Annotated in this window: 13 protein-coding genes; 7 read left to right on the top strand and 6 right to left on the bottom strand. The window is 65.4% G+C overall.

What is annotated here, in order from left to right; genetic code table 11:
- Positions 1 to 12 precede the first annotated feature (12 nt).
- The 7 genes from ACQPYR_RS24105 to ACQPYR_RS24075 all read left to right on the top strand — a co-directional run bounded on the left by ACQPYR_RS24105 (position 13) and on the right by ACQPYR_RS24075 (position 5,856).
- Entirely contained in the window at positions 13 to 1,194 is a 1,182-nt protein-coding gene (locus tag ACQPYR_RS24105; RefSeq protein ID WP_433621226.1) for an acyl-CoA dehydrogenase family protein, read from the top strand.
- Between the two features lie 360 nt (positions 1,195 to 1,554).
- Positions 1,555 to 2,112: a hypothetical protein gene (locus ACQPYR_RS24100; RefSeq protein WP_433621225.1), complete on the top strand. Its 558-nt coding sequence runs from the start codon at positions 1,555 to 1,557 to the stop codon at positions 2,110 to 2,112.
- The gene (locus ACQPYR_RS24095; RefSeq protein ID WP_433621224.1) at positions 2,031 to 2,777 is read left to right on the top strand and encodes a hypothetical protein; all 747 of its coding nucleotides are present in this window, start codon (positions 2,031 to 2,033) and stop codon (positions 2,775 to 2,777) included. Before ACQPYR_RS24100 ends, ACQPYR_RS24095 begins: the two co-directional genes overlap by 82 nt.
- A 6-nt stretch (positions 2,778 to 2,783) precedes the next feature.
- Positions 2,784 to 2,975 carry a hypothetical protein gene (locus ACQPYR_RS24090; RefSeq protein WP_433621223.1) on the top strand — a complete coding sequence of 64 codons (192 nt, stop codon included), beginning with the start codon at positions 2,784 to 2,786 and terminating at the stop codon, positions 2,973 to 2,975.
- A 114-nt stretch (positions 2,976 to 3,089) separates the two neighbouring features.
- The gene (locus tag ACQPYR_RS24085) at positions 3,090 to 3,932 is read left to right on the top strand and encodes an acyl-CoA reductase (protein WP_433621222.1); all 843 of its coding nucleotides are present in this window, start codon (positions 3,090 to 3,092) and stop codon (positions 3,930 to 3,932) included.
- A 308-nt stretch (positions 3,933 to 4,240) separates the two neighbouring features.
- Positions 4,241 to 4,504, top strand: coding sequence for a hypothetical protein (locus ACQPYR_RS24080; protein ID WP_433621221.1), 264 nt, complete (start codon positions 4,241 to 4,243; stop codon positions 4,502 to 4,504).
- Positions 4,505 to 4,509: 5 nt separating this feature from the next.
- The gene (locus ACQPYR_RS24075) at positions 4,510 to 5,856 is read left to right on the top strand and encodes an MFS transporter (protein ID WP_433621220.1); all 1,347 of its coding nucleotides are present in this window, start codon (positions 4,510 to 4,512) and stop codon (positions 5,854 to 5,856) included.
- Between the two features lie 66 nt (positions 5,857 to 5,922).
- Here ACQPYR_RS24075 and ACQPYR_RS24070 read toward each other — a convergent pair whose 3' ends face one another.
- The 6 genes from ACQPYR_RS24070 to ACQPYR_RS24045 form a co-directional block, all read right to left on the bottom strand.
- Positions 5,923 to 6,684: a TetR/AcrR family transcriptional regulator C-terminal domain-containing protein gene (locus tag ACQPYR_RS24070; protein ID WP_433621219.1), complete on the bottom strand. Its 762-nt coding sequence runs from the start codon at positions 6,682 to 6,684 to the stop codon at positions 5,923 to 5,925.
- A gap of 2 nt (positions 6,685 to 6,686) precedes the next feature.
- Complete coding sequence (locus tag ACQPYR_RS24065) at positions 6,687 to 7,487, bottom strand: enoyl-CoA hydratase/isomerase family protein (RefSeq protein WP_433621218.1); 801 nt, start codon at positions 7,485 to 7,487, stop codon at positions 6,687 to 6,689.
- A gap of 255 nt (positions 7,488 to 7,742) precedes the next feature.
- Complete coding sequence (locus ACQPYR_RS24060; RefSeq protein ID WP_433621217.1) at positions 7,743 to 8,975, bottom strand: CaiB/BaiF CoA transferase family protein; 1,233 nt, start codon at positions 8,973 to 8,975, stop codon at positions 7,743 to 7,745.
- Positions 8,975 to 9,739 carry an SDR family NAD(P)-dependent oxidoreductase gene (locus ACQPYR_RS24055; RefSeq protein WP_433621216.1) on the bottom strand — a complete coding sequence of 255 codons (765 nt, stop codon included), beginning with the start codon at positions 9,737 to 9,739 and terminating at the stop codon, positions 8,975 to 8,977. The genes ACQPYR_RS24060 and ACQPYR_RS24055 overlap by 1 nt, the downstream gene beginning before the upstream one ends.
- 44 nt (positions 9,740 to 9,783) lie before the next feature.
- Positions 9,784 to 10,995 carry a cytochrome P450 gene (locus tag ACQPYR_RS24050; protein ID WP_433621215.1) on the bottom strand — a complete coding sequence of 404 codons (1,212 nt, stop codon included), beginning with the start codon at positions 10,993 to 10,995 and terminating at the stop codon, positions 9,784 to 9,786.
- Positions 10,996 to 11,108: 113 nt separating this feature from the next.
- Positions 11,109 to 11,894 (bottom strand): SDR family oxidoreductase, encoded by a 786-nt coding sequence (locus tag ACQPYR_RS24045; RefSeq protein WP_433621214.1) that lies wholly within the window; start codon positions 11,892 to 11,894, stop codon positions 11,109 to 11,111.
- Between the last annotated feature and the right edge of the window lie 137 nt (positions 11,895 to 12,031).

The raw sequence follows: 12,031 nt of genomic DNA, 5'->3' as shown, positions 1-12,031 counted from the left end.
AAGGGAACCGAAGTGGACTTCGCCAGGGTCGAGCCGACCACCGAAGATCAGGAATTCCTCGACCGGGCCCGGGAATTCCTCGCGGCCACCGTGACCGAGGACGTGCTGCGCCGCGCGCACGAGTCCGGCGACGGATTCGTCGAGGAGCTGCATCTGACTATGGGGGCGCAGGGGTGGCTCGAGCGGGAGGCGATCAGCGCGGCGGACGGGGGACTGACGCCGGTGCAGCGCCGGATCTGGGATCTCGAGCGGCGCCGGGCCAAGGTGCCGCTGGTGACCTGGGGCGCCACCATGATGATCCTGCGGGCGGTGCGGGAGTTCGGCTCGCCGGAGCTGCTCCAGGAGGTGCTGCCCGGGGTGTATCGCGGCGAGGTCCGGTTCGCCATGGGCTACACCGAACCCGAGGGCGGATCCGATATCGCCGCCTGTGCGACGCGGGCGGTGCGCGCGGGTGCGGACTGGACTGTCAACGGGCAGAAGATGTTCACCTCCGGCGCGCACAACTGCCGGTACGTATTCCTGCTGACCAACACCGATCCGGACGGGCGCAGACATCGGAATCTGACCATGTTCCTGGTGCCGCTGGACTCGCCCGGCATCGACATCCAGGGCCTGCGGACCGTCGACGGTGAACGCACGAATATCACCTACTACCAGGATGTCCGGGTTCCCGACCGATACCGGCTCGGCGAGGTGAACGACGGCTGGCGGGTGCTGAACGGTCCGTTGTCCGCCGAGCACGGCGCGGGCGGCGCCGACCCGAACGGGCTGGCCGATATCGCGATCATGAGCGGCTTCGGCACCACCATGGCGGTAGCCGCCGACCGCGTGACGGCGGTGGCCGCCGAGACCGGGCCCGACGGCCGTCGCCGTCTCGACGACGGATCGATCGCCTACCGGCTCGGACGGGCCCACGCCCGCATCGAGGCGGCGCTCAGCGCGCCGAGCCTGTTCGGGCGGGTGGCCATCGCGCAGACCATGCGGGATATCGCCCCGGACCTCATGGACGTCCTCGGCGACGGGTCGGCGCTGCCGTTCGGTGACGGGGGAGCGGTGGCCGACGGTGCGGCCGAATACCTCTACCGGTGGGCGCCGCTGATCGGTATCTACGGCGGGACCCTGGATGTATTCCGCAATATGATCGCGCAATACGTTCTCGGGCTGGGGCGGCCGAACTACTCAGCGGCGAAATAGTCCCGGATCGAGGCCGAGCCGAGGGGATCGCCAGGGCCTTGACCGTCGGCTGTCCGATCACTTTTGAATCGGACATAGCGAGAAGCTATTTCTGAATGGGCTTACCGTGTTGTTTGCGGTAAGCCCTTTTCGTGTTGTTGCAGCGGGTGGTCATGCCTGCGGATCGGTAGCTGTTGTTGCAGCTCGGATGCATAGATTGACCAGGGTCATTCGATTCCGCCGCCGTCTCTTGCGTCCGCGGGGGCCACGCTTGTACGGTTAAGAAACCGCTGATGTTTTAAGAGTCCCGCGTGTGATCCAGCGCATGGGACGAGGCCGAGATGGCGCCGAGCGCAGGCTCGACGAACTGGGAGCACATTGATGAGCAAGCACACTGTCGTGACCTTCATTGACCACCCCTTCGAATACTTCGACCAGTCCGTGACGAAGATGCACAGCCTTCCCCGTGCGGAACTCGAGGAGTTGCAGCGCGAGGCGATGATGCTGCGGTTCGCACAGCACCGCGAAGGCATCGAGATGGTGCGCAAGCTGGCCGACCGGCTCGGCATCACCTCGGTCGACAAGTTCAACGACGTGGTGCCGCTGATGTTCTCGCACACCACCTACAAGTCCTATCCACCGGCGCTGATCGACAATAAGCGCTTCGATCTGATGACCCGCTGGCTGGCCAAGATCACCATTCACGACCTGTCCGAGGTCGACGCAACCGGTGCGGAGTCCATCGACGAGTGGCTCGAGGCCGTGGAGTCCGCCAGCAAGCTGCAGGTGATCACCTCGTCGGGCACGACCGGAACGCTCTCCATCATCCCCAAGGACGAGCTCACGACCGTCGAGGCATGCAGATCTGGCGGGCGACGCTGTTTCAGCAGTTCGGACAGGAGCCGACCGAGGATCAGCTCAATCCGGTGGTCGATGTGATCTGGCCGAACTACAGCGGTGGCCGGGTCGGGCACACCCGGGTGGTGCCGTGGATCAAGCGTGAGTTCACCGGTGGTGACGAGAGCCGGTTCCATGCCCTCTACTCCGGCCATCTCGACACCGACATGATGTCCCTGGCGGCCAAGATGCGGGCCGCCGCCGCCAAGGGCGAACTGGATCGCCTGCGGATCGATCCGGCGTTGGCAGCCCGTAAGGACGAGTTCATCGCCATGCAGCACCGCGCGCCGCTCGAGGTGAGCGATTTCCTAGAGCGATTGACCAACCAGCTGCGGGGTAAGCGAGTGTTCATGTCCAGCACCTACAAACTCATGTACGACCTGGCCTCGGCCGGGCTCGCGGAGGGCATCCGCGGTGCGTTCGCGCCGAATTCGGCGATTCAGACCGGCGGCGGGCGCAAGGCCGGTGACGTGCTGCCCGACGGATTCATGGACGTCATCAGGGAGTTCTACGGCAACGAGGTGCAGGAGGGATACGGGTTCTCCGAACACAACGGCATCCACGCCGCGTGCGCCGAGGGCCGTTATCACCTGCAGCCGTGGGTCATTCCGTACGTGCTCGACCCCGATACCAGCGAGCCGTTGCCGCGCGCCGGGCGTCAGACCGGACGGTTCGCGGTGTACGACCTGGTCAACCAGAGCCATTGAGGCGGCGTGATCACCGGTGACGAGGTGACTGTCGACTGGTCGCTCGAATGTCCTTGTGGCCGAACCACAGTCGCCCTCGAAAACCACATCGTCCGCTTCAGCGAGAAGCAGGGCGTCGACGACGACCGCATCTCGTGCGCGGCCAGCCACGAGGTCCACAACGAGGCCATCGACTTTCTCGAGGAGTTCCAGTCATGAGTGCTTTCACCGTTCCGCTGTTCATTCGCGGTGAGGTGATCACCGAGGATCTGGTTCCGTTCGGCACCCGTCTCGAGCACAGCTTCCAGGCGCCGGATCCGCACAAGTACGTCAGTGCGCTGCCGCTGCTACTGGAAGGGCGGCGACACCGCCTTCGAGGAGCAGCTCTACAAGCCCGAGCACATCGAGAAGATCGTCGCCTGGGGCGGTTTCGCCTCCGTCAAGCACGTGACGAAGTACATCCAGCCGGGACTGGAGCTGATCTCGCTCGATCCCAAGCGCAGCGCGACAATCATCGGATCCGAGGCGTTCGAGAGCGAGGACACTCTGCGCGAGGTGGCCGTGCGCGCGGCCTGCGACGTCGGTGCGGGCAACCAGGAGGGTTGCGTCAACGCCCGGGTCATCTACGTGCTCAGCGGCACCGATGAGCAGGGATTGGAACGGGCCAATCGACTCGGTGAACTCGTCTACGAATCGATGCTGCGCCTGCCCGGATCACTGAGCACCAAGCCGAAGGTCGTCAACCGCACGCTGCTCGAGCATGTCGAGGGGTCGCGGTTGAACGACGACTGGTACCGCGTCTACGGCGGCGAGGATGGCGAGGGTGCCATCGTCGTGTCCCAACTCGACGAGCCGGTGCATTATTCGATGATGCTGTCCGGGCGGGTCGCCAATATCGTCCCGGTCGACAGCATCGACAAGGTGACCGACGCCGTCAACGCCTATACGCAGACGATCGGAATCTATCCCGAGTCGCTGAAAACCGAACTGCGCGATCGCCTTCCGCTGTTCGGCGCGCAACGGCTCACCTCACTCGGATATGCGGCCAGTGTGAATTTCACGATTCCGCAGGACGCGATGGAACCGATCCGGCGGATGTGCAAATGGATCGTCGACGAACAATGCGATCCGGACCGCGTCTTTCCGCTGTGGAAGGCCCCCGATCTGGTGGGGTGAGGATAGGTTGACCCGCCACCGTTGCGCGGTTCTACCGCCGCGACCGGCGTACCCCGGCATGGGGGCCGCCGGTCGCGGACTGTGTCGTAATAAAGCCAGTTCAACGGCCCCTGGCCGGGTACGCCGGACGTGGAAGAGTGACCGAAAATATTCTCACGGTTGCATTTGCAGAAAGTTTTACAGAAATACCAACAGAGCTATGAACTGTAATAAGCTCAGTAACTGACGGCGCGGCGGTCTTGCCCAGCCCGTCGGTCCAGGCGGGCATCGCCCGTGACGTATTCATAGTTCTCACTCTGGGAGGGCCTATGGCCACCATTACCACTCCGCTACCCGAGGGCACCGCACAAGCCGACACCGGGCGGCTCGACGGCGCCTCGGGTGTGCGGGTCGTCGCCGTGCTCACGGCAATTGTGCTGCTCACCGAGACCTCGGCGTTCCAGACCGTCATGGTCGGCGCGGCGCTGCAGAAGATGACGACGACGTTTTCGACCGTCGGCGCCGATATCAACTGGGCGATCATCATCACCGGCGTCATCGGTGCCCCGCGACGCCGCTACTCGGCAAGCTGAGCGATATGTGGGGCAAGAAGCGCATCTACCTGCTGTGCGGTGCGTTGTTCCTGATCGGGAGCCTGATCGATGCCGTGACCTCGGACTGGGCGCTCTTCCTCGTGGGACGGGGGCTGCAGGCGTTCTCCACCGCCACCCTGGTGTTGAGCTACGGCCTCGTGCGTGACCTGCTGCCGCGCAAGCACCTGTCGATCGGCCTGTGCGTGGTGGCCGGCGGCGTCGGGGTCTCCGGCCTGCTCGGCCCGATCATCGCCGGTGCCCTGGTGGACCATTACGACTGGCGTGCGCTGTTCTGGTTCCTGGTGGTCTACACGGCGGTCGTGATGGCGCTGTTCGCGATCGTCGTCCCGGAATCCAAGCTGCGCGTGCGTGAGCCGATCCAGCCCTTCGGCATCATCATGCTGTCCGCCGGCATCTTCGGCATCCTGCTGTACCTGTCCAAGGGACAGGACTGGGGCTGGGGCCGGATCTCCTCGCTGGCGTGGGTGCTCGTCGGGCTGGTGCTGGTCGTGCTGTTCGTCGTGATCGAATCCCGATCCCGCCGACCGATCATGGACATGAGGCTGCTGCGCAACCCGAAGGTCAGCCTCACCATGCTGATGATGCTGTTCGCCGCGGGCATGCTGCTCGTGGTGGCGACCGCGTTGGGCTACATGAGCCAGACACCCAGCTCGGATGAGTTGCGGCACACCGTCGCCCAGGCCGCGGTCGACAAGGCGCACGAGATGACCGGGATGACGCTGCCGCTGCAGCTGGTGCAGGTATCGCTCGATCCCACCTACCACTACGGCAGCGGTTTCGGCCTGCTGTCGTTCGCGACGCACTTGGGTATCTGGGCGGGCGTGGTGAGCATGGTGTTCGGGCCGGTGGCCGGAATCCTCTGCCGCCGCGTCGGCGCGCGGATCCCGGCGATCATCGCGTGCGTGGTGATGATCGGCGCGGGAGTGGGATTCGCATTCGCCACGCCGCACTACAGTTGGGCGCTCTTCCGTCTGCTGAACGGGATCTTCGGGATCGGGTTCGGCATGTTCTTCGCCGCCGCGTCGATCATGATGGTCGACGCGCTGCCCGAGGAACAGCAGGGTATCGGATCCGGCATGCTCGGTGTGGCGATGGGCGTCGGCGCGGCGATCGGGGGTGCGATCATGGCCGCGTACCAGTCCGCGAACCCCGTCACGGCCAATATTAATGTCATGAATCGGTCAGTGGCCCAACCGATTCCGCAGGTGTTCGCCGATAGGGCGTATGTGCTCACGTTCTGGACGATGGGCGCCCTGGCGCTGGTCGCGCTGGTCATCGCGATCGTCATGCGACACGGGCGCAAATCCAGCACGGCGGGAATCGTCCACTAGCCGGACAAATTCGTCGTCCCGGCAGGCGGGTGCCCGGCCGGGACGACGAATCTTGTTTCGGATGTCCTACGAGGCGGCCTCGCCAGGTCGGTCCGACGCGGCCGAATTCGCGTGTGCCGACGAATTCAACTGGATCAGCAGGCTCGCGTGATCGAGGATGCAGCGCAGACCGTATTCGAAATTCCGGTCGTCCGGGGCACCCGATCGCAGGCCTTTGGCCATGGCCTCGGCGAGCAGCGGTGTGGTCTCCGGCTCGACCAGAATGCTGTCGTAGTATGCACGGCCCTGCGCGTCCAGCTCCTGGTTCTTGTCGTAGAGCCGTTGCAGCACAACCGATCCGCGGATGTGCAGATTGATCGCCGAGTAGATGTCGAAGGCCTGCTCGACCGATAGGCCCGCGTCCACCAGGCTGGCCACCGTGCGCTCCACCTGCTCGGCACCCACCCGACCGGCGTGCTGACTCAGCGCCGATCTGACCAGAATCAGATCGCAGAGAATCGGGCTCGCCAGGAAGGTGCGGCGCATGGTGCGTGCGTGGTTGCCCAGCGTGTCACGCCAATTGTCCGCTTCGACGGACGGATAGGGCACGGCATACACATACAGTCGCAGCGCGCGGTCGGTCATCGCGTTGAGCAGATCGTCCTTTTTACGGAAGTACCAATAGATACTGGTGACCCCGACATTGAGATGCTTACCCAACAGCGGCATGCTCAGGCCGTCGATCGAAACCTGTTGCGCGAGTTCGAAGGCGCCATCGATGATGTCCTCCGGATTCAGCGAGCCGCGTTCGCGTCGCTGCCGTCGCTCGACGGTGATCCGTTTTGCCATGGCTAACCTCCTGTACCCCATGCCCCGGTGAAGACTGGGTCGCGCTTCTCGGCGAACGCCGCGAACGCCTCGATGACGTCGGCGCCGGACAGGTTGATGGTCTGGGCGCGCGCCTCGTTGGCGAGCGCCTCGCGCATCGTCCGATCCGTCCCGTCGTTCAACAGCGCCTTGGTCTGAGCGAGTGCCAACGGCGGCCCGGCGGCCAGCCGCACCGCCAGCTCATCGACGAACTTGTCGACAGCCTCGTCGGGCTGTATCCATGTCACGAGTCCGAGGGCATGCGCTTCCGCGGCTCCGATCATGTCGGCCAGCAATGCCAGGCGCTTGGCCTGCTGCAGGCCGACGAGTTTGGGCAGCAGCCAGGAGCCCCCGCAATCCAGCGACAGTGCCCGCCGACTGAAGATCTGACAGAACCGCGCGTCGGGCGTCGCCACCACCAGATCGCATCCGAGCGCGAGATTCCACCCCGCACCCGCCGCCACCCCGCGCACCTTCGCGACCGTGGGCACGGGAAGGTCGTGCAATTGCTGCACAACCTCGTTGATGGTGCGCAACTCCCGGCTGGGATCCGGGAATTCATCCATGCCCGCGGCATCGGAGATGTCGGCGCCCGAACAGAAGGTGCCCTCGGCCCCGGTCAGGACCACGGCGCGAACGTCATGACCGTGCGCGATCCGGCGGAACTCCTCGCGTAGCCCCGCCCACACCTCGCGGGTGAGCGCATTCTTACGGTGCGGGCGATTCAGCGTCAGCGTCAGCACCGCGCCCACCTGTTCGGTGAGCAATACCGGTTCATCGGTCACAGCTCCACCTCGCTGTCGCTCGGCTCCGCCGTGACCGGCGGTGCTGTGCTTATGGTTCCCTCGCTGCGCTCGGTCACAGCTCCACCTCGCTGTCGCTCGGCTCTGCCGTGACCGGCGGTGCTGTGCTTATGGTTCCCTCGCTGCGCTCGGTCACAGCTCCACCTCGCTGTCGCTCGGCTCTGCCGTGACCGGCGGTGCTGTGCTTATGGTTCCCTCGCTGCGCTCGGTCACAATCTCGTCCTTTCATATCCGTAATCAGCGGACGGGTTGGTCGGCACCGGGCCCGATGGCACCGCGGTCACGTAGGCGAGCAATGTCGTCGGCGCTGAATCCGGCTGCGGCCAGGACGGTTTCGGTGTGCTGCCCCAATGCGGGGATCGCGCCCATGGGCGGTTCGTATCCGGCGATGACGGGCGGCGGCAGCAGGGCCGGTACCGGACCGGCGGGTGTCTCGATCGGACGCCAGCGTCGGCGCGCGGCGAGGTGTGGATGGGCGATCACGTCGGTGGGGGTGTTGTAGCGGGAGTTCCCGATTCCGGCCGCGTCGGCGCACAGCTGGACGGTGGCCAGGTCGTGCCGCGCGCACCACTGCGCGATCGTGGCATCGAGTTCGGCGCGGTGGCGCACCCGTCCGGCGTTGGTGGTGAATCTCGGATCCTCGGCGAGATCGGGCCGGTTCAGAATGTCGCGAGCGAGGCGCTGCCATTCTCGGTCGTTCGTCGTGCCGAGCACCACGGTGCGGCCGTCGCCGGTGGGATAGGCGCCGTATGGCGCGACCGCCGGGGAACTCATGCCGAGCGGCTGCTGATCGATTCCGGTGTGCCGGGTGTAGTTGAGCGCGTACCCCATCAGTTCGGCCGCGGTATCGAACAGGCTCACCGACGCCGCGGCTGGTTTCGTCGCGGGCTCGCGCGACGCTCGTCTGCCGCAGATCATCGCCACGATCGTCAACGCCGCGTACAGGCCCGAACACACGTCAGCGATCGGCGGACCGGGTTTGGCCGGGGCATCCGGGAATCCGGTGACCGCGCAGACCCCTGATTCGGCTTGGATCAGCAGGTCATAGGCTCGTTTGTGAGACAGCGGCCCGCCTGGGCCATAGCCGTCTATCTCCATCGCGATCACGTCCGGATGCCGCAACGCCAGTTCGTCTGTGGCCAGGCCGAGTGCGGCCGTCGCGCCCGGTGCCAGATTGGATACGAATACGTCGGCGGAATCCAGCAACCGGTGCAGGACCGCTATCCCCTCCGGATCTTTGAGGTCGAGCGTCACCGATTCCTTGCCCCGGTTCACCCAAACGAAATGCGCGGCAAGCCCGTTCACCACATCGTCGTAGTTGCGGGCGAAGTCGCCACCGCGCGGGTTCTCGATCTTGATCACCCTGGCTCCGAAATCGGCCAGCGTGCGGGTGCACATGGGAGCGGAGACGGCCTGCTCCAGGGCCACGACGGTGACTCCGGCGAGCGGGCCCGCGGTCGGATCGGCCATCACATCACCAGGCCACCGTCCACCGGCAGTACCTGACCGGTGATGTAGGCGGCGGCATCGGAGGCCAGAAATACGAAGGCCCCGGCGACCTCATCCGGTTCGGCCCACCGCCGCATCGGAATGCGATCGAGCATCTTGTCGGCGAACTTCGGATCGGTGCGGATCTTGGCCGTCATAGCAGTGGCGGCCGCGGGCGCCAGCGCGTTGACGGTGATCTGTTTGCGCGCCAGCTCGCGGGCGAGTGATTTGGTCAGCCCGACGATGGCGGACTTAGCCGCCGAGTAATTGACCTGCCCGAGCGCGCCCGCCAAACCGGCCGACGATGTGACGTTGATGATGCGGCCGGTCCCGTCGGTCGGCAGGTATTCCAATGCCGCACGCGCGCACCGGAATGCGCCGAGCACGTGGATATCGACCAGCCGCAGCACCGACTCCTCGGTGGTATCGGCGAACATCGCGGGCGCGGTCACCCCGGCGTTGTTCACCACGATGTGCAAGATGCCGTCGGCCAGCTCCGCCGCGGCGGCGACCGCCGCATCGGCGGCCCCCGCGTCGCGGACGTCCAGTGCGGCGCTCGCGGCTCGCCCGCCGTCGGCGACGATCTTCTCGGCCGTGCTCGCCGCTGCCGCCGCGTCGAGATCGGTGACCAGGACGGCGGCGCCCTGGTCGGCCAGCGCCGTGGCGACGGCGGCGCCGATTCCGCCGCCGGCGCCGGTGACCAACGCTGCCCGGCCCGATAGATCGAAGCGATTACGGTCGACCATCACATGCTCCTCGTAGTGTCCATGTCGTTGGATTCCGCTGCGGCTCAGGCGATCACATCGAAGGTGACCGGCAGCATGTTGGGTGAGCGGAACGGCTGCCCGAAGATGTGCGGATCGCCATCGGATACCAGGGTGAATCCGGTCAGCCGACTGAGCAGGGATTCCATCGCGACCCGGGTCTCCATCCGAGCCAGATGCAGGCCGAGGCAGGTGTGCGCCCCGGCGGTGAAGCTGATGTGCGGAATATGGGTGCGGAAGATGTCGAATTCCTCCGGTCGCTCCCAGCGGTTCTCGTCGCGGTTCGCCGAACCCAGGCACAGGTCGAGCACCGCCCCACGGGGAATGGCGGCACCCTCCAGTTCGGTGTCCTCGGTCACGTACCGCTGCACCAGGGTGAGCGGCGTTTCGTAACGCAGCCCCTCCTCGACGGCCTGTGCGATCAGGTCATGATTGCGCTGCACCGCCTCGAACTGTTCCGGATGCCGCATCAGCAGGTACAGCAGATTTCCGGAAGACCGGTAGGTGGTCTCCAGTCCGGCGGGCAGCAGCAGCCGCAGGAACGAGTAGATGGCCTCGTCGGTCAGCTTCTCCCCGTCGACCTCGGCGCTCACCAGATCACCGATGATGTCGTCGGTCGGCTTGGACCGCCGCTGCTCGATATGCCCGAGGAAGTACTCCTTCAGATCGTTGGATGCCTGCAGCGCTTCGGGCACCTTGTTGGCGTAGCTGATGATCGCCACGGCGGCCTTGCGGAAGAACGGCAGATCCTCTTCGGGGAGGCCGAGCAGGCGCGCGATGACCCTGGTCGGAAATTCGAAGGTGAATTCCTCGATCAGATCGGCGCTGCCGCGCTCGGTGAACCCGTCGATGAGTCCGTCGCAGATCGGTCGCACGATCTCCGGTTCCCAGCGCATCAGTGACTGCGGCTTGAACGCCGTGGCCACCAGATTCCGGTGTGCCCGATGGGTTTTCCCGTCCATCGCGAGAATGGTCGGGCCCATGAAGATGCCGATGGTGTTGTCGTAGAGCTTGGAACTGAACACTCGACTGTTGCGCAGCGCCGTGCTGACCGCCGTATAAGAGACGGCGGCGTAGGAGTCGGACGGGCGCAGCGACTCCGGCGTCTTGGAATAGTCCATGACCGTCCCGTGGAAGACACCCCCGTCGCGCCGCTTGGCGGCGAAAAACGGGTAGGGATCACGGAAGTCGAGAGTGCTTTCGGCGGCAGCCGATTTGTCTTGAACGGGGATATCCACAGCTCACCTCTACGTCGTTACAGCGCGTGGCCGGTTGGTGGTACAAGATACTGTAATCAATACAGTATAGACAATTAGACGCTCGATGACGTGCTGAGCCGACGTGGCGTCGGCTAGAGCTGGATCGGCGTACCGGCCACCAGTGGCGCCACGAATCCGCCGTCGACATGAATGTCCTGGCCGTTGATCCAGCGCGCCGCCGGTGAGCCGAGGAATGCGATCACCGGCACGATGTCGTCCACGGTGGCGTGCCTGCCGACCGTGGCCTTCACCGTGTCGAGCACGTCCTTGCCCATCGACGTCTCGAAATCGGCGAGGATCGGGGTCTCGGTCGGCCCGGGGCTGACCGTGTTCACCCGGATTCCGTACTTCTGCCACGCTGTCGGCGCCAACCGCTTCGCGTAGATGATCGCGGCCTGCTTGGAGGTGCTGTACACCGGATAGGCGGGATCCTGGCCCGCCTGCCAGCGTTCGACGGTTTCGGCATCGGTCGCGTCGAGCAGGGGTGCGAGCTCGTCCAGGCGCAGCTGCCAGCCGAGTGCCGCCACCGACGCGACCGTGACGATCGCACCGTCGTGGCGCAGCAGCGGCAGCATGCCCTCGACCGTCAGTCGCATGCCGAGATAGTTCACCTTCAAGACATCCGCCGCGGGCGCGGTGCCCGGCACGCCCGCGACATAGGCCAGCAGATCCCAGCCCGGCCCGATCCGATCCAGCAGTGCCGCGATGGCCGAGGCGTCGCGCAGATCGCACTGCTCGTGCCGTGCCGCTGGAGTTTCATTCGGACGCAGGTCGACCGCCAGCACGTAGTCGCCGCGGTTGTGGAAATGCGCGGCTGTTGCCGCGCCGATCCCCGAACCAGCGCCGATCACGACGACTTTGCGTTGCTCGGATGCCATGAATACCCACCGTTCCGTCGCGCCGAGAGGCGTTATAGAATGCTTGACAGTAAGGGTCACTATAAACGACTCTAATGGCCGCTACAACGATCCGGTGGCGTGGTGCGCCACTGGTCGGACCGCCTCCAGCCGTGACG

Source organism: Nocardia sp. CA-120079 (assembly GCF_050955745.1).
Classification (GTDB): Bacteria; Actinomycetota; Actinomycetes; order Mycobacteriales; family Mycobacteriaceae; genus Nocardia.
Note: the sequence above shows the minus strand (reverse complement) of the source record. Positions and strands in the feature narration are given on the sequence as shown.